The 21,036-nt window shown below is 71.0% G+C and carries 17 protein-coding genes; 3 read left to right on the top strand and 14 right to left on the bottom strand.

Annotated features, from left to right (window positions below; translation table 11 throughout):
- Positions 1–55 precede the first annotated feature (55 nt).
- From pgi to ACWDEN_RS19500, 13 genes are all read right to left on the bottom strand, one after another.
- Positions 56–1,708 carry a glucose-6-phosphate isomerase gene (gene pgi, locus ACWDEN_RS19440; RefSeq protein WP_351620066.1) on the bottom strand — a complete coding sequence of 551 codons (1,653 nt, stop codon included), beginning with the start codon at positions 1,706–1,708 and terminating at the stop codon, positions 56–58.
- A gap of 52 nt (positions 1,709–1,760) precedes the next feature.
- The gene (locus ACWDEN_RS19445; RefSeq protein WP_450859750.1) at positions 1,761–2,954 is read right to left on the bottom strand and encodes an MFS transporter; all 1,194 of its coding nucleotides are present in this window, start codon (positions 2,952–2,954) and stop codon (positions 1,761–1,763) included.
- Between the two features lie 197 nt (positions 2,955–3,151).
- Entirely contained in the window at positions 3,152–3,487 is a 336-nt protein-coding gene (locus ACWDEN_RS19450) for an RNA polymerase-binding protein RbpA (protein WP_003976875.1), read from the bottom strand.
- A 231-nt stretch (positions 3,488–3,718) separates the two neighbouring features.
- The gene (gene secG / locus ACWDEN_RS19455; RefSeq protein WP_351620069.1) at positions 3,719–3,955 is read right to left on the bottom strand and encodes a preprotein translocase subunit SecG; all 237 of its coding nucleotides are present in this window, start codon (positions 3,953–3,955) and stop codon (positions 3,719–3,721) included.
- Positions 3,956–4,063: 108 nt separating this feature from the next.
- Complete coding sequence (gene tpiA / locus ACWDEN_RS19460; protein ID WP_450859739.1) at positions 4,064–4,840, bottom strand: triose-phosphate isomerase; 777 nt, start codon at positions 4,838–4,840, stop codon at positions 4,064–4,066.
- A 6-nt stretch (positions 4,841–4,846) separates the two neighbouring features.
- On the bottom strand, positions 4,847–6,058 hold the full coding sequence (locus ACWDEN_RS19465; RefSeq protein WP_351620075.1) for a phosphoglycerate kinase: 1,212 nt from the start codon (positions 6,056–6,058) through the stop codon (positions 4,847–4,849).
- A gap of 144 nt (positions 6,059–6,202) precedes the next feature.
- Positions 6,203–7,210, bottom strand: a complete 1,008-nt coding sequence (gap, locus tag ACWDEN_RS19470; RefSeq protein WP_191877421.1) for a type I glyceraldehyde-3-phosphate dehydrogenase — start codon at positions 7,208–7,210, stop codon at positions 6,203–6,205.
- Between the two features lie 342 nt (positions 7,211–7,552).
- On the bottom strand, positions 7,553–10,516 hold the full coding sequence (locus ACWDEN_RS19475) for a M14 family zinc carboxypeptidase (RefSeq protein WP_450859740.1): 2,964 nt from the start codon (positions 10,514–10,516) through the stop codon (positions 7,553–7,555).
- Between the two features lie 172 nt (positions 10,517–10,688).
- Positions 10,689–11,678: a DNA-binding protein WhiA gene (gene whiA, locus ACWDEN_RS19480; protein ID WP_030583311.1), complete on the bottom strand. Its 990-nt coding sequence runs from the start codon at positions 11,676–11,678 to the stop codon at positions 10,689–10,691.
- Positions 11,669–12,760 carry a gluconeogenesis factor YvcK family protein gene (locus ACWDEN_RS19485; protein ID WP_450859741.1) on the bottom strand — a complete coding sequence of 364 codons (1,092 nt, stop codon included), beginning with the start codon at positions 12,758–12,760 and terminating at the stop codon, positions 11,669–11,671. The genes whiA and ACWDEN_RS19485 overlap by 10 nt, the downstream gene beginning before the upstream one ends.
- On the bottom strand, positions 12,757–13,776 hold the full coding sequence (gene rapZ / locus ACWDEN_RS19490) for an RNase adapter RapZ (protein ID WP_351619106.1): 1,020 nt from the start codon (positions 13,774–13,776) through the stop codon (positions 12,757–12,759). The genes ACWDEN_RS19485 and rapZ overlap by 4 nt, the downstream gene beginning before the upstream one ends.
- The gene (uvrC, locus tag ACWDEN_RS19495; RefSeq protein WP_450859742.1) at positions 13,773–15,869 is read right to left on the bottom strand and encodes an excinuclease ABC subunit UvrC; all 2,097 of its coding nucleotides are present in this window, start codon (positions 15,867–15,869) and stop codon (positions 13,773–13,775) included. Before uvrC ends, rapZ begins: the two co-directional genes overlap by 4 nt.
- Before the next feature lie 68 nt (positions 15,870–15,937).
- Positions 15,938–16,312 (bottom strand): hypothetical protein, encoded by a 375-nt coding sequence (locus tag ACWDEN_RS19500; protein ID WP_351619101.1) that lies wholly within the window; start codon positions 16,310–16,312, stop codon positions 15,938–15,940.
- A 283-nt stretch (positions 16,313–16,595) separates the two neighbouring features.
- Between ACWDEN_RS19500 and ACWDEN_RS19505 the strand changes: the two genes are divergently transcribed.
- Positions 16,596–17,573 (top strand): hypothetical protein, encoded by a 978-nt coding sequence (locus ACWDEN_RS19505; RefSeq protein WP_351619098.1) that lies wholly within the window; start codon positions 16,596–16,598, stop codon positions 17,571–17,573.
- 609 nt (positions 17,574–18,182) lie between these two features.
- Here ACWDEN_RS19505 and ACWDEN_RS19510 read toward each other — a convergent pair.
- Positions 18,183–18,611, bottom strand: coding sequence for a Rieske (2Fe-2S) protein (locus tag ACWDEN_RS19510; RefSeq protein WP_351619096.1), 429 nt, complete (start codon positions 18,609–18,611; stop codon positions 18,183–18,185).
- Positions 18,612–18,858: 247 nt separating this feature from the next.
- Between ACWDEN_RS19510 and ACWDEN_RS19515 the strand changes: the two genes are divergently transcribed.
- Positions 18,859–19,989, top strand: a complete 1,131-nt coding sequence (locus ACWDEN_RS19515) for a LacI family DNA-binding transcriptional regulator (RefSeq protein WP_450859743.1) — start codon at positions 18,859–18,861, stop codon at positions 19,987–19,989.
- On the top strand, positions 19,986–20,897 hold the full coding sequence (locus tag ACWDEN_RS19520) for a carbohydrate kinase family protein (RefSeq protein WP_351619092.1): 912 nt from the start codon (positions 19,986–19,988) through the stop codon (positions 20,895–20,897). Before ACWDEN_RS19515 ends, ACWDEN_RS19520 begins: the two co-directional genes overlap by 4 nt.
- The last annotated feature ends 139 nt before the right edge of the window (positions 20,898–21,036 follow it).

A 21,036-nucleotide genomic window follows, 5' to 3' on the forward strand; every position in this document is an offset into this window, starting at 1 on the left:
CGGGTGGGCGGTCGGCCCGATGCCGTGGCTCCGTCCGGCTCCGGCGTACGCCCCGTCAGCTACGGCCGCGCAGTTCCCGGTACTTGGCGACGAGTGTCTTCGTCGACGCGTCGAGGCCCTCGACCTCGGCGCCCTCGGTCAGTGCCGGCTCGACCCGCTTGGCCAGCACCTTGCCCAGCTCGACGCCCCACTGGTCGAAGGAGTCGATGTGCCACACCGCGCCCTGCACGAAGACCTTGTGTTCGTAGAGCGCGACCAGCTGGCCGAGGACGGAGGGGGTCAGTTCCTTCGCCAGGATGGTCGTCGTCGGCCGGTTGCCCTGGAAGGTCTTGTGCGCCACCAGCTCCTCCGGCACGCCCTCCCCGCGGACCTCCTCGGCACTCTTGCCGAAGGCCAGCGCCTGGGTCTGGGCGAAGAAGTTGGCCATCAGCAGGTCGTGCTGCGCCTTGAGTTCACCGCTCAGCTCGCCCACCGGCTCGGCGAAGCCGATGAAGTCCGCAGGGATGAGCTTGGTGCCCTGGTGGATCAACTGGTAGTAGGCGTGCTGCCCGTTGGTGCCCGGGGTGCCCCAGACGACCGGGCCGGTCTGCCACTCGACCTGCCGGCCGTCCCGCGCCACGTACTTGCCGTTGGACTCCATGTCCAGCTGCTGGAGGTAGGCGGTGAACCTCGACAGGTAGTGGCTGTACGGCAGCACCACGTGCGACTGGGCGTCGTGGAAGTTGCCGTACCAGATGCCCAGCAGGCCCAGCAGCAACGGGGCGTTGGCCTCGGCGGGCGCGGTGCGGAAGTGGTCGTCGACCAGCCGGAAGCCGTCGAGCATCTCCCGGAACCGGTCGGGGCCGATCGCGATCATCAGGGACAGGCCGATCGCGGAGTCGTACGAGTACCGACCGCCGACCCAGTCCCAGAACTCGAACATGTTGTCCGCGTCGATGCCGAACCCGGTCACCTTCTCGGCGTTCGTGGACAGCGCCACGAAGTGCCGGGCGACCGCCGACTCGTCACCGAGTGCGTCCACCAGCCACTTCCTGGCCGACGTGGCGTTGCTGATCGTCTCGATGGTGGTGAAGGTCTTGGAGGCGATGATGAACAGCGTCTCGGCCGGGTCCAGGTCCCGCGTGGCCTCGTGCAGGTCGGCGCCGTCCACGTTGGAGACGAAGCGGACGGTCAGGGCCCGGTCGGTGAAGCTGCGCAGCACCTCGTAGGCCATCGCGGGTCCCAGGTCGGAGCCGCCGATGCCGATGTTGACGACGTTCCTGATGCGCCGGCCGGTGTGGCCGGTCCAGGCGCCGGAGCGGACGCGGTCGGCGAAGTCGCTCATCCTGTCGAGAACGGCGTGCACCTTCGGGACGACGTTCTCCCCGTCGACCTCGATCACCGCGTCCCGCGGGGCGCGCAGCGCGGTGTGCAGCACGGCCCGGTTCTCGGTGACGTTGATCTTCTCGCCGCGGAACATGGCGTCCCTGAGCGCGAACACGTCCGTGGCGGCGGCCAGCTCGCGCAGCAGCCGCAGGGTCTCGTCGGTGACCAGGTGCTTCGAGTAGTCGAGGTACAGATCGCCGACCTGGAGGGTGTACCCCTCACCGCGCCCCGGATCGGCGGCGAACAGCTCCCTGAGATGGGTGTCGGCCAGCTCCTCCCGGTGCTTGGCGAGAGCGGTCCATTCGGGCCTCTGGTTGAGCCTGGTACGGCCGTCTGCGTTCATTTCCGACTTCCGCCTTCTTTCGTGCCTGTCCCAGCTGTTCCAACCTAATTGATCACTGCACGGCAGGAGCCGTCGTGGCTCCGTCGTGCGGCGCAACAACAGGTACGTCCGTCTTACGGGCGGGTATCAGCGCGGTGACGGCAAGAGCGAAGAGGACCGCGGCGAGCAGGGCCGGACCGTTCAGTCCGTACGTCCGGGCCGCCACTCCGCCGAGGAGCGCGCCGAGCGGAGCGCCGGACGTCGAGGAGGTGCGGAACGCGGAGGCGATACGGCCCACCATCGCCTCGGGGCTGCGCTGCTGCATCAGGGTGACCTGGTTGACGTTCCAGACCATGTTCATGGCGCCGAGCAGCAGCATGCCGGTGATGAGCGCGGCCAGGTGCCGGACGGAGCCGATGAGCAGCAGTGACGACGTCTGGACGCTGCCGGCGAGCAGCAGGGCCCGCACCCGGCCGGTGCGGCGCGCGAGGCGCTGCGCGACGAATCCGCCCGTGATGCTGCCCACCGAGAAAGCCGTCATCGCGGCCGCGTAACCGGCGTCGCCCGCGTCGAGCCAGCGCGTCACGTGCAGCGCGAGGGTGGCGATCAGGGCGCCCATGCCGATGTTGCACAGCAGCGTGGCCACGCAGATCGCGCGCAGGGCCCGGTCCCCCCACAGGGCGCGCAGCCCCGCGCCGATCTCCGTGCGCAGGGTGCTGCCCGCCGGGCGTGTCTCGCGCTCCGGCGGACGTATCCGCAGGGACGCCACCAGGGCGGCGGCCGCCAGGAAGGTGCTCGCGTCGGCCGCGAACGGCACGAACGCGCCCGCCGTCAGCAGCAGCGGCACCAGCGGAGCGGCCAGCAGACCGCCGGCGATCTGCTGACCGGTCATCAGCCGGGCGTTGGCGCCGCCCAGGGCCTCGCGGTCCACGAGCGCGGGCAGCAGGGCCGTGGAAGCGTTGTCGAACAGCGTCTGGAGCGTGGTCAGCGCGAAGGCGAGGGCGAGCAGCAGCGGAATCGAGGCGTGGCCCAGTCCCACGGCGACGGCGAACGCGACCACCAGCAGGCCGCGGACCGTGTCCACGGCCCACATCGCCCGCCGTTGGTCGACCCGGTCGGCCACGGCCCCGCCGAGCAGCCCGAACAGCAGCCACGGCACGTATCCACAGGCCGTCACCGAGGCGATGACCAGGGGTTCGTCGCTGAGCCGCACCGCGAGCAGGGGCAGCGCGGAGTTCCGCAACGCGTCCCCGAACCGGGAGACCACGGCGGCCGTCCACAGCCGCCCGAATCCCCCGCGCCACGCGGGCGCACTCCCGCGCCCTTCCCCGGCCCTCGTCACAGCTCCCCCTCACCATGCGTCCATGGACACAACGTAACGGGAGGCACTGACAATCGACCGGCCGCAGGCGGGCGCAGACGGTTCCGGCCAGGCACCTCAAGGCGCCCGGCCGGTGTCAAGTGCTAGATCTCGCCCCGCAGTTTGGCGAGCGCCTCGGCGAGGATCGCCTCGCCGTCCGCGTCGCTGCGCCGCTCCCGTACGTACGCGAGGTGCGTCTTGTACGGCTCGGTGCGCGGCGGGTCCGGCGGGTTGTCCCGGTCCTGACCGGCCGGGAAGCCGCAACGCGGGCAGTCCCAGGTCTCGGGCACCTGCGCGTCGCTGGCGAAGCTGGGCTGCGTCTCGTGCCCGTTGGAGCACCAGAAGGAGATGCGCAGACGCGGCGCGGACTCGCCGCGCTCGGCCTCGCCCATCGGCCCCGCCCCGACCCGGCTTCCTCGGATCGCGTTGCCACTTGCCACGGTCGTAACTCCCTGCGTGATGGTGCCGCGAAACGAGTCGGCGTTCCGCTTCGCTGCGAGCGCCTCAGTCTACGTAAGGCCCAACGCGCGTCCAGTGATTGGAGTTACAAGGGCCCCGCTCCTAGACGCAAGCCCCATGATAGGCCGCACCCAGGAGCGCGTACCGAACATGGGGCCTTACGTACCGAATATGCGTGATGTGTGTGCTGCGCGGTGTGCCGGCAGTTCGTGTCAGCTGGTCGTCTTCATCACGATGCCGAGGACGATGATGCACGCGAACCACAGCAGGCCGACCACGATCGTGATCCGGTCCAGGTTGCGCTCGGCGACCGAGGAGCCGCCGACGGAGGACTGCATGCCGCCACCGAACATGTCGGAGAGGCCGCCGCCCTTCCCCTTGTGCATCAGCACCAGCAGCATCAGCAGCAGGCTGAAGACGATCAGGGCGATCGAGAACCCCAAAACCACGGCTGGACCAACTTCCTCGGATTCGGATGGACGACGGGGGCACAGCACCTCGGCCGTGCCCCCGCAAGAGTACGACGTATCGCCGCTACCGCCTACTCACAGCATGCGTCACTGATCGCGGAAACGCACGATCTTGACGAACTCGTCGGCGTCCAGCGAGGCGCCGCCGACCAGGGCGCCGTCGATGTCGGCCTGCGCCATGATCTCGGCGACGTTCCCCGCCTTCACGGAGCCGCCGTACTGGATGCGGACCTTGTCGGCCACGTCCTGCGCGTACAGCTCGGCGATCTTGGCGCGGATGGCGGCGCAGACCTCCTGGGCGTCCTCGGCGCCGCAGACCTTGCCGGTGCCGATGGCCCACACGGGCTCGTAGGCGATCACGATGGTCTCGGCCTGCTCGGCCGTGAGGTCCTTCAGACCGCCCTCGACCTGGGCGAGGGTGTGGGTGACGTGGTTGCCCGCCTCGCGGACGTCCAGCTCCTCGCCGACGCACAGGATCGGGGTCAGGCCGTGCCGGTAGGCGGCCTTGACCTTGGCGTTCACGAGCTCGTCGGTCTCGTTGTGGTACTGGCGGCGCTCGGAGTGGCCGATGGCCACGTACGTGCACTTCAGCTTGGCCAGCATCGGGCCGGAGATCTCGCCGGTGTAGGCGCCGGAGTCGTGCGCCGAGAGGTCCTGGGCGCCGTACTTGATCTTGAGCTTGTCGCCGTCGACCAGGGTCTGCACGGAGCGCAGGTCGGTGAAGGGCGGCAGGACGGCGACCTCGACGGCCTCGTAGTCCTTGTCGGCCAGGGCGAAGGCGAGCTTCTGGACGTGTGCGATGGCCTCGAGGTGGTTGAGGTTCATCTTCCAGTTGCCCGCCATCAGCGGCGTGCGAGTCGTCATGCGGGGTCAGTCCTCCAGTGCGGCGAGGCCGGGGAGCGTCTTGCCCTCGAGGTATTCGAGGGAGGCGCCGCCACCGGTCGAGATGTGGCCGAATGCGTTCTCGTCGAAGCCGAGCGTACGCACGGCCGCGGCGGAGTCACCGCCGCCGACGACGGTGAATCCGTCCGAGTCGAGGAGGGCCCGGGCCACCGCCGCGGTGCCCCCCGCGTAGTCGGGGTGCTCGAAGACGCCCATGGGACCGTTCCAGAAGACGGTCGCGGCGTCGGTGAGCTTCGAGGCGTAGAGCTCCCGGGTCTTCGGGCCGATGTCCAGGCCCTCCTGGTCGGCGGGGATCTTGTCCGCGTCGACCACGTCGTAGTCGGCCGGCGCCTTGGTCTTCAGGTCCGGGAACTCCCGGGCGACCAGGACGTCGACGGGGAGCACCAGCTCGACGCCCTGCTTCTCGGCGCGCTCCATGTACTCCGTGACGGCCGGGATCTGGTCCTCCTGCAGGAGGGAGATGCCGACCTCGTAGCCCTTGGCCTTGAGGAAGGTGTAGGCCATGCCGCCGCCGATCAGCAGGCGGTCGGCCTTGCCGAGCAGCTGGTCGATGACGGCGAGCTTGTCGGAGACCTTGGCGCCGCCGAGCGCGACGACGTAGGGGCGCTTGACGTCCTCGGTGAGCTGCTTCAGGACGCCGACCTCGGTGGCGATGAGGTAGCCGGCGTAGTGCGGCAGCCTGGCCGGGAGGTCGTACACGGAGGCGTGCTTGCGGTGGACCGCGCCGAAGCCGTCGCCGACGTAGACGTCGGCCAGGGCGGCGAGCTGGTCGGCGAACGTGCCGCGCTCGGCGTCGTCCTTGCTGGTCTCGCCGGCGTTGAAGCGCAGGTTCTCCAGGACGGCGACCTGGCCGTCCATCAGGCCGGCGACCGTGTCCTGGGCGGAGCGGCCGACGGTGTCGGTCGCGAAGGCCACGGCGGAGCCGAGGAGTTCACCCAGGCGGGAGGCGGCCGGCGCGAGGGAGAAGGCCGGGTCGGGGGCGCCCTTGGGGCGGCCCAGGTGCGAGGCGACGACCACCTTGGCGCCCGCGTCCGCGAGAGCCTTGACGGTGGGCAGGACGGCGCGGATCCGGCCGTCGTCGGTGATGGTGCCGTTCTCGAGCGGCACGTTGAGGTCGGCGCGGACGAAGACCCGCTTGCCGCTCACGCCGGCGGCGAGAAGTTCGTCGATCGTCTTCATTGAGTGGACTCCAAAGGAGGGCTCGTGGTGCACCTGATCGTAAAAGGACGTGGTCCGTACGCGAGACAGGGCCCGGACAGCGCGGCGGTGCGCTGCCCGAGCCCTGCTCTCACTTCAAGGTCCTGCTGCTGAGATCTTCGGCGATCAGAGCTGGTTGCCGACGAAGACCGTGAGGTCCACGAGGCGGTTGGAGTAGCCCCACTCGTTGTCGTACCAGCCGATGACCTTCACGTTCTTGCCCTCCTGGACCATGGTCAGGGAGGAGTCGAAGGTGCAGGAGGCCGGGGCGTTGACGATGTCCGAGGAGACGATCGGGTCCTCGGTGTAGTCGAGCAGGCCCTTCAGCTCGCCCTCGGCGGCCTTCTGGAAGGCGGCGTTGACCTCTTCCTTGGTGACCTCGCGGCCGAGCTCCACGACCAGGTCGGTGACCGAGCCGGTCGGGACCGGGACGCGCATGGCGATGCCGTCCAGCTTGCCCTTGAGCTGCGGCAGGACCAGGGCGGTGGCCTTCGCGGCACCCGTGGTGGTCGGGATGATGTTCTCCGCGGCGGCACGGGCGCGGCGCAGGTCCTTGTGCGGGAAGTCCAGGATCCGCTGGTCGTTCGTGTACGCGTGCACCGTGGTCATCAGACCCTTGACGATGCCGAAGTTCTCGTCGAGGACCTTCGCCATCGGGGCCACACAGTTGGTGGTGCAGGAGGCGTTGGAGATGACGTGGTGGTTGGCCGCGTCGTACTTGTCCTGGTTGACGCCCATCACGATGGTGATGTCCTCGTCCTTGGCCGGAGCCGAGATGAGAACCTTCTTCGCGCCACCGGCGATGTGCTTCGCGGCGTCTTCCTTCTTGGTGAAGATGCCGGTCGACTCGATGACGATGTCGACGCCCAGCTCGCCCCAGGGGATGTCGGCCGGGTTGCGCTCGGAGAGCACCTTGATGGTGTGGCCGTCCACGGTGATGGTGTCGGCGGTGTGGGAGACCTCCTGCTTGAGGCGACCCAGGATCGTGTCGTACTTGAGCAGGTGAGCGGTGGTCGCGGTGTCACCCAGGTCGTTGACAGCCACAACCTCGATGTCCGCTCCCTGCTCCAGCAGCGCGCGGAAGTAGTTACGCCCGATGCGGCCGAAGCCGTTGATGCCTACGCGGATCGTCACGAACCGATCTCCTCGTTGGTACGCCGGCCATGCGGTGCCGGCGAGCTCTGTTTGGGATGTCCCCGACCACCACCGACCCTACCTCCCTGAGGGCCCCGGGGTGACATCGAGATGGCCCATACACGGGCAGGCGTTCCGTACCCGTCAGTAGGGTACGGAACATCCCGGAACGGCAGTGGATTCACTCGTATTTAGTACGGAATGCCGGGCGGTTTTTGCGCTCTCTTCACTCGTTCGTGAGCGGGTCGGCTCACTTGATCAGGACCGGTTCCGCGCACCGTTGAGAGGGCTCCCGCTCACCTGTCGGAACAAGGTGAGCGGGATCTGTCAACGTGGCGCCCCTCACCCGCCGAGCGCCGCGAACGCCTTCCGCACCAGGGCTGCCCGGTCGGCCGCCGACGACACCTGTTCCAGGCCGAAACCGAGCAGCACGGTGTCGTCCGTGGTCACCGCTCCGTATGTCTGGAACAGCGCCCCGGAGCGCGCCCAGTCCTTCCGGGCCGGCGGGCTGCCCGCGGGCGGTCCGGTCACGTGCCAGGCGCCCAGCGACGACTCGAATCCCTCGGTCTCCTTCACCGCTCCGCCGACGACGAGCGAGGCGTCGTCCGCGAGCACGCCGTGTCCGCCGGTGCCCGGGTCGGTGATGTAGCTGATCGAGACCTCGACGGACTTCCCGGCGTAGGCGCTCAGGTCGAAGGCGACCTGCCGCCAGCCGCCGGAGCTGCCGGTGAGGCTGTTCCACGATCCGGTCGTCCCGGTCGCGGTGCAGGCGTTGTTCGCGAGCGTCAGATAGTGCCTCAGCCACGGATGCTCGGCGATCAGGAACCCCTGCCCGCAGTCCGCCGGCACGGCCGTCCTCGTCGCGCCCCCGGCCTCCGGCAGCGTGGTCCAGTCGTCGGCACCCACGGTGTGCGCCTCGATCACCGCGTGGTCGTAGCCCGGCTCGGTGTCCCACAACAGCCGGGTGCGCAGGGCCGGCTTGTCGGCGGCGGCGACACCGGTGAGATCGATGGTGCGGGTGAGACGCTTGTAGGCGTCGTCGGTGTGCACGGCGGCGGCCATGTACGAGCCGGAGTACGGCCCGTAGGGGCTCACCGCCCCGGCGAACCGGCCCGCGCCGGCGCTCTTGAACTGCGGATACGCGGACGCCGGGAGCTCGTCGGAGGTGACGCCGTAGGTACCGGCCTCATCCAGTGGATTGCTGGGCGCGTCGCCCAGGGCGCCGGAGTAGCCCTCCAGGGCGCCGGTGCCGGTGAAGCCGGTGGCTCCCTTGGTCGACGTACGGCTGTAGGCGCCCAGGTAGTACTGGCTGAAGTCGTCCGAGAGAGTGCCGCGTCCGAGGTCGACGCTGCCGCCGGCCAGCTCACCGGCCTCGATCAGCCGGCCGCCCTCGTTGAGGTAGGCGCGCAGCTGGAGCTGGGTGGCGTTGCCGGGGCCGGCGGCGCCCGAGTAGTGCACGACCGTCCGGAAGTGCTTCAGCACGCCGAGCGCGTCCGGGGCGCCCTGCGTGGCGACGTCCCACACGAGCGCCCGGTGCCCGGCCGCCTTCACCGCGTCCACGTACTTCTGCGCCTGCGCGGCGGCCGCGCCCTCCTCGGCGACGACGAGCGTGTCGGCCCTGGGGCGCTCGGCGACGGTGTACGTGAAGTGCGAGCTGGAGACCTTCTTTCCGCTCTTCGTCTCGCCGCTGAACCACACCTCGACCCTGTCGCCCGGCTCGCCGCCCTGCACCCTGGCCCGGTACTCGTCGAAGTACAGGTCGTCGTGGCCGCCGTAGGTCCTGCCGCCCTTCCAGTGCCGCAGCGCCCGGTCGTGCGTACGGCCGCCGTTGACGCGGTACTTCAGCTCCTTGTCGTGGATCGCCTTGCGGACGACGACGGAGACCTCCTGGCCCGCGCCCCGTGCGTACGACGTGGGGAACGCGGCCGGGGTGAAGTCGGCGGTACTCAGCCCGACCGAGGAAGCCGGCAGGTCCGGGTGCACGGCGGTCTCGGCGACGGAGAGCGCGAACGGGATGTTCTTGGCGAACTCCTGCTGGATCAGCTTCTCGTCGTCGGGGAAGTTGAAGACGGACTGGCAGTCCTCGGGCTTCCAGGCGTCGTTCGGGTCGATCTGCGACGCGGTCTGGCAGGTCGACATCTCGGGGGTGAACATCGCGATGCCGTTGACGTTCGACGCGTGCCCGTCCGCCTCGCCGTTGGTGGTGTACAGCTCCGAGGAGACCTGCGAACGGTAGCCGGGGATGGCCGGGTTGTCCGGGGTGCCGGCGAGCGCCTTGTAGAGGACGTCGTCGGGGGTGGGGGTGGCGACCTGCCAGCCGACGCCGTAGAGGAGGAGTTCGGCGGCGGAGTGGTAGTTGATGGCATACCTGAACCCGACGCGCTTCTCGAAGCCGTCCAGCGCCTTGGTCTCGGGCTCGGACTCGGGGCTCGCGCCGCGGTAGGTCTCGCTGGTGGGGTCGGGGGACGAACCCTCGTCGTCGTAGCCCCACTTGTAGGGGAAGTTGCGGTTGAGGTCGACGCCGTCGCCCGTGCCGATGACACCGTCTCCGTTGACGTCCCGCAGGTTCTTGCGCCACAGGCGGGTCGTGGAGTTCTTGAACGTGTAGTCGTAGCCGTCGGGGTTGGCCGAGATGACGAACCACAGCTCGGTGGAGTCGACGATCCTCCGGATGCGCTGGTCGGACGTGTAGTGGTCCAGGTAATAGTGCATCAGGCGCCGGGTCATCTCCGGTGTGATCCACTCGCGCGCGTGCTGGTTGGACAGGTACAGCACGGACGGCTTGGAGCCGTCCTTCGTCCTCCTGGCGCCGCTGGTCAGTTTGAGGGCGAGGATGTCCTGGCCGTCGACCGTCCTGCCGATGGACTCGACCTTGGTCAGGCCGGGGTTGGCCTGGGCGGTGCGGAGGATCTCCTCCTTGAGCCCGCCTTTGCCGCTGTACGGGCGGAACACGCCCTGGGACGCCTTCTCGATGCGCGCCTGAGCCCTGGCCGGGACGGTGTGCTCGGTGAGGTCGACGCCCTGTTCGCGGAGTTTCGCGGCCTGTTGACCGGTGAGGTAGACCTCGACCTCGGACTTCCCGGTCTTTCCGCCTCCGGTGACCTGCTCGGCGAGTTCGTCACCGTCCTGGCCGGCTTTGAGGAGCAGGGGTATCTGCTGCTTGGTGACGTCGGCGCGGAAGACCCTGACCGCGTCCGGGTCGGACTTCGCCGGGCTTGCGCTCTGTGCCTGGGCTATGGGTGCGAGGCTCGCTCCGCCGATCAGGAGCGCGCCGACAGCGAGGATCGATCTCGCTCTGTGTCTCATGAACCCCCCTAGCGGTGGTCCGCCACAGCGGCGAACAGGTTGCCAGGCTCATGTCAGTCGGAGATCGAGTCAAGAGCGCTTAACGGCCACGCAAATGAAGGTTCGCCGGGTACGCGAAGGCCGATGCCGAAACCCCAACTGGTCCTCGGCACCGGCCTGTTGGCCCGGCTGGTCAGCCGGCCAGGTTGTCCGCCAGCTCCTCGGAGAGGTTGGCCTCCGTGCCCGGGATACCCAGGTCGGCGGCGCGCTTGTCGGCCATGGCCAGCAGGCGGCGGATACGGCCCGCGACCGCGTCCTTCGTCAGCGGCGGGTCGGCGAGCGCGCCCAGCTCCTCCAGCGAGGCCTGCTTGTGCTCCATGCGCAGGCGTCCGGCGGCGGCGAGGTGCTCGGGGACCTCGTCGCCCAGGATCTCCAGGGCCCGCTGCACCCGCGCACCCGCGGCCACGGCGGCCCGGGCCGAACGGCGCAGGTTGGCGTCGTCGAAGTTGGCGAGCCGGTTGGCCGTGGCCCGCACCTCGCGGCGCATCCGCCGCTCCTCCCAGGCCAGCACCGACTCGTGCGCGCCGAGCCGGGTCAGCAGCGCACCGATCGCGTCGCCGTCGCGGACGACCACCCGGTCCACGCCCCGCACCTCCCGGGCCTTCGCGGCGATCGACAGCCGGCGGGCGGCTCCGACCAGCGCGAGCGCGGCCTCCGGGCCCGGGCAGGTCACCTCCAGGGAGGAGGAGCGGCCGGGCTCGGTCAGCGAACCGTGCGCCAGGAAGGCCCCGCGCCAGGCCGCCTCGGCGTCACAGGTGGCCCCGGAGACCACCTGCGGGGGCAGCCCGCGGATCGGCCGGCCCCGGCCGTCGACCAGGCCGGTCTGGCGGGCCAGCTGGTCACCGCCCGCGACGACCCGTACGACGTAGCGCGAGCCGCGGCGCAGCCCGCCGGGCGCCATCACGATCAGCTCGGAGCTGTGGCCGAAGATCTCCAGGATGTCCCGCTTGAGACGGCGGGCCGCCATCGCGGTGTCCAGCTCCGCCTCGATCACGATGCGCCCGCTCACCAGGTGAAGGCCGCCGGCGAACCGCAGAATGGCGGAGACCTCCGCCTTCCTGCAGCAGGTCCGGGTGACGGGGAGCCGGGAGATCTCGTCCTTCACCGCTGCCGTCATCGCCATGGGCCGATCCTTCCATGCATCCGAAAAATACGGTCGTACGCGGCGGCCAACAGCTCCGGGTCGTGCCGGGGTGTTCCGTCGGTCCGGGCCACCGGCGCCAGCTCGATCGCGGCTCCCAGCCGTTTGGCGGCCTCGGTGAGCGAGTCGCGGTCGGGCACGGCGGCCTCGTCGGCCAGCACCACGTCCAGGGCGAGTTTAGGGGCGTGTCGCCCCAAAACCTCCAAATGACGCTGCGGGGAGAAGCCCTCGGTTTCTCCCGGCTGCGGGGCGAGGTTCAGCGACAGCACCTTGCGCGCCTTGGTCTCGGTCAGGGCGTCCAGCAGCTCGGGGACGAGCAGGTGCGGGATCACCGAGGAGAACCAGGAGCCGGGACCGAGGACCACCCAGTCCGCGTCCAGCACCGCCGCCACGGCCTCGGGCACCGCCGGCGGGTCGTGCGGCACCAGGTGCACCGACTGGACCTCGCCGGGCGTGAGGGCGACGTTCGCCTGCCCGCGCACGGTGTCCACGTCCTCCGGGCGCTCCGGGTCGTGCCCCTTGACCAGGGCCTGCAGCTCCAGCGGTACGGCGGACATGGGCAGCACCCGGCCGTGCGCGCCGAGCAGCTTGCCGACCAGGTCCAGGGCCTGGACATGGTCGCCGAGCTGCTCCCACAGGGCGACGATCAGCAGATTGCCGACCGCGTGCTCGTGCAGATCGCCCTTGGACTGGAAGCGGTGCTGGATGACCCGGGCCCAGGTCTGGCCCCACTCGTCGTCGCCGCACAGCGCGGCCAGCGCCTTGCGGAGGTCGCCGGGCGGCAGCACGCCCAGCTCGTCGCGCAGCCGGCCGCTGGAGCCGCCGTCGTCGGCCACGGTGACGACGGCGGTGAGGTCGCCGGTGATCCGGCGCAGCGCGGCGAGCGAGGCGGACAGGCCCATGCCGCCGCCGAGCGCGACCACCTTGGGCTGAGCGCCCCGGCGGCGGGGCCGGCCGCCGCGGGCCTCTGCGGGGCGGGCCGTCCCCTCGGCCGTGGCCCGGCCGGAGCGCCCCTCCGGCACCATCCGGCGCAGCCTGCCGAGCCGCCGTGTACGTTCCGTCATTCCCGTCCCATGTCCCGGTGTACGACCACCGTCTCCACACCCTCGGCCGCGAGGCGCGCGGCGAGCTTCTCCGACACCGCCACCGAGCGGTGCTTGCCGCCCGTACAGCCGATGGCGATGGTCACATACCGCTTGCCCTCGCGCCGGTAGCCGGCGGCGATGAGCCGCAGCAGTTCGGCGTACCGGTCGAGGAACTCCTTCGCGCCGGGCTGGTTGAAGACGTACGCCGACACCTCCTCGTTCAGGCCGGTGAACGGGCGCAGCTCCGGCACCCAGTGCGGGTTGGGCAGGAACCGCATGTCCGCGACCAGGTCGGCGTCGACCGGGAGGCCGTACTTGAAGCCGAAGGACATCACGGTGGCCCGCAGCTCGGGCTCCTCCTCGCCGGCGAACTGGGCGTCCATCTTGGCACGCAGCTCGTGCACGTTCAGGCTGGAGGTGTCGATCACCAGGTCGGCGTCGCCGCGCAGCTCGCGCAGCAGCTCGCGCTCGGCGGCGATGCCGTCCACGATGCGGCCGTCGCCCTGCAGCGGGTGCGGACGGCGCACCGACTCGAAGCGGCGCACCAGGGCCTCGTCGGAGGACTCGAGGAAGACGATCCGCCGGGTGACGCCCCGGGTGTCGAGGTCGGCGAGGGATTCGCGCAGATTGTCGAAGAAGCGCCGGCCGCGCACGTCCACGACGACCGCGATCCGCGCCACGTTGCCCTGTGAGCGGGCGCCCAGCTCCACCATGGTGGGGATGAGGGCGGGCGGGAGGTTGTCCACGACGAACCAGCCGAGATCCTCCAGACACTTCGCCGCCGTCGACCGTCCCGCTCCGGACATCCCGGAGATGATCACCAGCTCGGGGATGGCCGCCTCCTGGCCTGCGGCCGGCGTACCGTCCGTGCTCACCTGTGCTCCGTTTTCCTGGGCAGCGGGCTGCTCGCCCGCCGCGGGTCGCGGCTGGTCCTGCCCCGCTTCCTTGCGAGCCCGGTCCCGCTGTGCTGTGGGCTGTGCGTCGTGCTCCGTCATCTCTCCTGCCCCCGTCGTTCGTCCGGGAGGCCCGCGGTTACGGGCTCCCCCGAGGAACCCGCCGTCGTATCGGGTTCCTCGTCATCAATGATCTCTCCAGTCGCCGTGTTCACGGCGGGTGCGGCCGGAGCCGCCTGGGCGAGGGCCGCGGCGATGGTCTCGGCCGTCTTCCGGCCTATCCCGGGCACCTCCTGGATCTGTTCGATTGTGGCGGACCGCAGCCTTTTCACCGAGCCGAAATGCTTGATGAGCGCCTGTTTGCGTGTCTCGCCGAGGCCGGGGACGTCGTCCAGGGGGCCGGCCCGGAAGCGTTTGGCGCGCTTGGTGCGCTGGTAGGTGATCGCGAACCGGTGGGCCTCGTCACGGACACGCTGGAGCAGATAGAGGCCCTCGCTGGTGCGGGGCAGGACCACCGGGTCGTCGTCGCCGGGCAGCCAGACCTCCTCCAGGCGCTTGGCGAGGCCACAGACGGCGATGTCGTCGATGCCCAGCTCGTCCAGGGCGCGCCGGGCCGCGGCGACCTGGGGCTGCCCTCCGTCGACCACGACGAGCTGCGGCGGATAGGCGAACTTCTTCGGACGGCCGTCGTCGTCCTTGAGCGCGTTGGTGATCTCGTCCGTGCCGGTGAGCGTGCCGTCGCCGTCGGTGAGGGCGTCCTCGGGGCCGGAGCCGTCGGTCCACTCCCCCGTCTTCTCCTTCTCCGCGAGGTACCGCCTGAAGCGGCGGGTGATCACCTCGTGCATGGAGCGGACGTCGTCCTGACCGGCGAAGCCCTTGATCTGGAAGCGGCGGTACTCGCTCTTGCGCTGCAGGCCGTCCTCGAAGACGACCATGGAGGCGACCACATCGTCCCCCTGGAGATGCGAGATGTCGTAGCACTCGATGCGCAGCGGGGCACTGTCCAGACCGAGGGCCTCGGCGATCTCCTCCAGGGCGCGCGAGCGCGTGGTCAGGTCGGAGGCGCGCTTGGTCTTGTGCAGGGCGAGCGCCTGCTGGGCGTTGCGCTGCACTGTCTCCATGAGCGCCTTCTTGTCGCCGCGCTGCGGGATGCGCAGCGACACGTTCGCCCCGCGGCGGACGGTCAGCCACTCCTGGACCGGCTCGACCAGCTCGGGAAGCGCCGGGACCAGGACCTCCTTGGGGACGGCGTCCCCGGTCTCCTCGCCGTAGAGCTGCTGCAGGGCGTGCTCGACCAGCGCGCCGGTGGTGATCTCCTCGACCTTGTCGGTCACCCAGCCGCGCTGGCCGCGCACCCGGCCGCCGCGCACATGGAAGATCTGCACGGCCGCCTCCAGCTCGTCCTCGGCGACGGCGATGAGGTCGGCGTCCGTCGCGTCGGCGAGCACGACGGCGTTCTTCTCCATGGCCTTCCTCAGGGCCTCGATGTCGTCGCGCAGCCGCGCCGCCCGCTCGTACTCCATCTCCTCGGCCGCCTCCATCATCTGCTTCTCCAGACGGCGGAGGTAGGCGCCGGTGCGGCCGGCCATGAAGTCGCAGAACTCCTCGGCCAGCTCCCGGTGGTCCTCGGGGCTGATCCGGCCGACGCAGGGGGCGGAGCACTTGTCGATGTAGCCGAGCAGGCAGGGGCGGCCGGTGCGGGCGGCGTTCTTGAACACGCCGGCCGAGCAGGTGCGCACCGGGAACACGCGCAGCAGCAGGTCGACGGTGTCCCGGATGGCCCACGCGTGCGCGTACGGCCCGAAGTACCGGACGCCCTTCTTCTTGTGACCGCGCATCACCTGCACGCGCGGGAACTCCTCGTTCATCGTCACCGCGAGGTACGGGTAGCTCTTGTCGTCGCGGTACTTGACGTTGAACCGGGGGTCGTACTCCTTGATCCAGGAGTACTCCAGCTGGAGGGCCTCGACCTCCGTGGACACCACGGTCCACTCGACGGACGCGGCGGTGGTCACCATCGTCCGGGTGCGCGGGTGCAGGTTCGCCAGGTCCTGGAAGTAGTTCGCCAGGCGCTGGCGCAGGCTTTTCGCCTTTCCGACGTAGATCACCCGGCGGTGCTCGTCACGGAACCTGTACACCCCGGGGGAGTCCGGGATCTCACCCGGCCTGGGGCGGTAGCTGGAGGGATCGGCCATGTCTCACACCCTACTGGCGAGCACCGACACCGCGTCGGGCCTGTGGACAACGCCCCCGCCCGTGCCGCTCACCTGTCCACAGCCCATCGCGTGTCCGTCGGCGGCAGGCCCGTACCGATCACGTGCCGGACGATCCGGAACGCCTCGTCGAGCGGCACGGTGTCCTCGTCGGCGTACGTGTCGCACTGCCCGTTCGCCGGCCGGAAACCCCCGCTCACCCCTCCGGAACCCGCGGAGACGGCGTGGGCGCCCGGGTCGCCCTCCCCCTCGAGAAGCATTACCAGGGCGCGTCCGGTGTTGCTCACCACGGACAGCAGGCGCCCGGCGGAGCCGGTCAGCCAGGTTTCCGGACAGCCCTCGGCGATCCGCCGCCGCAGCACGGCGACCGCCTCCTCCCCCGTCACGGCCGTGCGATCACCGTCGAAGGTCCAGGTCTCCGTCACGCGTCGATCTTCCCATCGGCCGGCTCGGACGGGCGTGACGTCTGTGGCCGGAGACCCCGGCGTAGGGCCGCGGCCCGCCCGGGGGTGGCCATGGCGGGTTCGAGGTGTTGTCGGGGTCTGGTCAACACGCTTCAATGCGGGGGAACTCGGGGCCGTGCACGCACCCGTACCGGCGCGGCGTGCGCAGCCAGGGGCGTCCACGACGCCCAGGGGGGTGGGCCCCGTACACCGGCGCAGGCGGCCTGACCAGCCGTAGCGACACCTCACAGAAAGGCGCCCCGGCATGCGGCATGCCACAGAGCACGCGCACCTCCCCACCGCGGAACTGGACACGGCCCTGCGGGGCGGCCCCTTCCATGTGGCGCTGCGCGCCGCGATCGCCGCACGCGGGCTGCCGCTCCAGCGCGTCCAGCACCATCTGTCCCGGCACGGGGTGAAGGTCGGCGTCACCAGCCTGAGTTACTGGCAGCAGGGAGCCCGCCGCCCCCAGCGCCCGGAGTCGCTGCGGGCCGTACGGGCACTGGAGGAGATCCTCCAGCTGCCGGACGAGTCACTGATCCGGCTGCTCGCCGAGACCGACGGGTGCGCGACGCCCGGCCGGCCGGCCGGGCGCTCCTACCGCTCCCTGATCGAGGCCTCGGACGTCCTGGACCGGCTCCGGGCCGAGCTCGGCTGGACCCTGGACGGCGGGCTGCACACCCTGGGCCACCACGAATGCGTCCGCATCGGCGCCCGGCGCGAACTGGCGGGCCGCGAGGCCCACCACATCGTGCGGGCCCACCGCGACGGCGTCGACCGCTTCGTCGCCGTGCACCACGGCGACCGGGGTTGCCGCCCGCACGACATCAGGGTGCGGGCGCTGGAGAACTGCCGCACGGGACGCGTCCGCTGGGACCAGGGCACCGGCGTGCTGGCCGCGGAGCTGCTCTTCGACACCCGGCTGCGCGCCGGCGACACCTTCCTCTTCCGGTACGGCATCGAGGACGGCACGGCCGGGCCCTGCCGCGAGTACCTCCACCGCTTCGGCTTCCCTGGCGGCCAGTACGCCCTCCAGGTGCGGTTCGACGCGGCCGCGCTGCCGGCGCGCTGCCATCGCTTCACCCAGCACTCGACGGCGGCTCCCCGCAGCGGCCGCCACGACCTGCCGGTCACCGGCCCCCACCACTGCGTCCACGTGGTCGAACCGCGAATCCGCCCGGGCATCGTCGGCATCGCCTGGGAGTGGGGTGAAATCGCCTCGGGCGTGGGTCCGTTGAGGTGAGTCGGTGGGGAGACATCGCACGGGCGTGGGGGCCCTTGACGTCGAGGCGGCGGGAAGGCGTCGCACGGGCGACGGGGCCGGGCTCGCGGGCCGACGGCTGGGCCGGGGCAGCAGGTGGAGGGCTGGGGACCAGGGGGCGGCAGGGGACCAGGGCTCGGGGGGCTCGGCGGGCCTCGAGGCACGCGGCCGGAACAGGCAGCCGGGACAGGCGGCGACCGGGGACGGATCAGGGCCAGGGGCTCGGCGGGCCCGAGGCAGGCAGCCGCGGCACGCGGCGACCAGGAACGGACCAGGGCCAGCGGCTCGGCGGACCCGAGGCAGGCAGCCGCGGCACGCGGCGACCGGGGATGGGATCGAGAGCTGGGCCGGTGCCGACGGCCGGGGACCACGGCGGCGCCCAGGACCATGGCTGGAGACCGGAGGCAGGGGGCCGATGCCGGGGACAGGAGAGAGGGGACAGGGCCGCGGGCCGGCTGGAAGGCGGCTGCCCCGTGCAGCGGCGTGGCAGCACGGTTGCGCCGCGGCATGAGGGCGCGCGCGGCGGTGCCGGCGATGCTGTGCGGCCGTACACCCCGTTCAGGCACCCGGGGTGCCGGCGCGGCTGTCCGTTCAGGCGCCCGGGCCGGCGACGATCCTGCCGTTCTTGGTCTTGACCGGGAGCTCGGCCAGGGGCTCGGTGGCCGGTGACTGGACCACCTTGCCTGTCACGGCGTCGAACTGGCTGCCGTGGCAGGGGCAGATCAAGGTCGTCCCCTGGAGCTTGTTGATGGGGCACCCCGCGTGCGTGCAGATCGTGCTGTAGGCCTTCAGCGCGCCGCTCCCGTCGCGGCTGACGACCACGTTGTGGTCCCGGTAGAGCTTGGCTCCGCCCTTCGAGACCTCGCTCTCGGCACCGAGGTCCACCGGAGCGGTCGGGGTGGCCGCGACCGAGCCGCCCTGGCCCGGCGCCGAGCACGCGGCCAGGCCGAGCCCGGCGACCGGGGCCACGGCGGCCCCTCGAAGGACGGTACGACGGCTCGCGGACGGTCGGGCGGGCATCGGGAACTCCACTGCTCAAGGGGTGTGGAGGGCGACGATACCCGGGCACAGGGGCCGCCCCCGGAGCGGGGGCGGTGACTGCGGGGATGGCTGCCTGGCGTTGACAGTGAGGAGCGAGGGGACACCTGGGGAGGGCCGGGGCGAGAAGGGTGCGTAAACGCTTGCGCAAGCGTTTACGCAGGGGCGGTCCATGGGATACGGTCCCGGCCGGAAGGACTGCGCTCGGTCGGTTCGGGAGGGAGAGGCGATGCCCACGATGGCGGACGTCGCGCGGAGCGCCGGAGTCTCCGTGGCGACCGTGTCCCATGTGCTGAACGGCACCCGCCCGGTGCTGCCGCACACCCGCCAGGCCGTGCTCGACGCAATCGACGCGCTCGGCTACACCCCCAACACCCTGGCGCGGTCCCTGGTGACGTCCCGCACACGCTCCATCGGGCTCGCGGTGTCGGCGATCAGCAACCCGTACTTCACAGAGATCCTCCAGGGCGTCGAAGCCGCCGCCCTCAGGGCGGGCTACAGCCTGCTCATCGCGGACCCGCACGACGACCCCGGGCACGAGCGCAAGGTCGTGCAGCTCCTGCATGAGCGCCGCGTGGACGGCCTCATCGTCGCCCCCTCCGCGCGTCCTCAGGAACTGGTCGGCTATCTCCGCCGCCATGCCGTGCCGACCGTGTTCCTGGACCGGGTGATCGACGCGGACCCGACGGACGGATCCGCGGTGGGTGCTGGAGCAGGCGCCGCCCCCGACCAGGAGGCGCCCTGGTACGACCAGGTCTGCGCCGACGGCGCCGGGCCGACCGCCCGCCTGGTCACCCATCTCGCCGGGCTGGGCCACCACAGGATCGGCCTGGTCGCGGGCCTGCCGGGGCTCAGCACCACCAGCGACCGTGTCTCCGGCTACCACGACGGCCTCAACGCCGCCGGACTGGACCTCGGTGAACGGCTCCTCGTGTCCGGCAACTCCGAGGCCTCGGGTGCCGAGCAGGCCACGGCCGCCCTGCTCGCCCTCCCCGAACCGCCCACGGCACTCGTCACCGCCAACAACGCGATGACCATCGGCGCCCTGCGCGCTCTGCGCCGGCACGGTCTGTCCGTCCCGGACGACCTGGCCCTGTGCTGCTTCGACGACTTCGCCTGGGCCGATCTGTTCTCGCCCCGGCTCACCGCCATCGCCCAGCCCAGCAGGGAGTTGGGTGCGCGGGCCGTCCAGGTGCTCCTGGACCGTCTGGACGAGCCGCGTCGGCCGACCCGCACAGTGCGGCTGCCGTGCGCGTTCGTCCATCGCACGTCCTGCGGGTGCCCGGAGGAGCCGGGGGGGTCCGAGGAGCCCGGTCACACCACATCGTCAACGCCGTCGGAGAAGGGAACCGCCTCGTGATCGTCGTCGCCGGTGAGGCACTGATCGACCTGGTACCGCAGGGCTCCGGCGCCCTCGCGACCCTGAAGCCGGCGCTCGGCGGCGGCCCGTACAACACCGCCGTGGCCCTTGGCCGGCTCGGTTCCCGCACCGCTTTCTGCTCCCGGACGTCACACGACGCCTTCGGCGAAGCCCTGCTGGACGGGCTGCGGCGCGCTGGGGTGGACGTGTCGGGCGTACAGCGCGGGACGGAGCCGACGACGCTGGCGGTGGCCACGATCGACGGCGGCGGCTCCGCCGCATATTCCTTCTATGTGGACGGCACCGCCGACCGCCTGTTCACCGCGCCCGCCGCGCTGCCCGAAGGTACCCGCGCGGTGTCCTTCGGTACCTGCTCACTCGTCCTGGAACCGGGGGCGAGCGCCTATGAGGAGCTGATGCGCACGGCGGCCGGGCGGGGGCTGTTCACCGCGCTCGACCCCAACATCCGGGCGGGACTGATCCCGGACGCGGACGCCTACCGGGCGCGTTTCAAGAGCTGGCTGCCCTCGGTGACGCTGCTGAAGCTGTCCGCGGAGGACGCCGAGTGGCTGGGCGGCACACCGCGCGAGTGGCTGGCCGCGGGACCGGCGGCCGTGGTGGTGACCCGGGGCGGGGACGGGCTGACCGCGTTCACCCGGGACGGCGCCGAGTATTCCGTGCCGGGTGAGAAGGTCGCCGTGGTGGACACCATCGGCGCCGGTGACACGGTCAACGCGGCTCTGCTGCATGGGCTTTCCGCCCTGGACGCGCTGTCGGAGGAAGCGCTCGCCGCCCTCGGGACGGAGGGCTGGAGGCGGCTGCTGTGCTTCGCGGCACGCGCGGCTGCGGTCACCTGCTCACGGGCGGGGGCCGAGCCGCCGTACTCGGCCGAGCTCGGTGATCTGTGAGCGGCCCTCTTCTCTGTGCTGTTTTCCTCTCTGCTGTTGTCAAGGTGCGGCCCGGACCGTGACACGGGGACCTGGCGTGCCTCGGAGCCGGGGTGGCTGATGGTGGAACGAGCGGCGCCCCGCGGGGAGTTCCCGCGGG

The organism is Streptomyces sp. NPDC001153, from assembly GCF_053598315.1.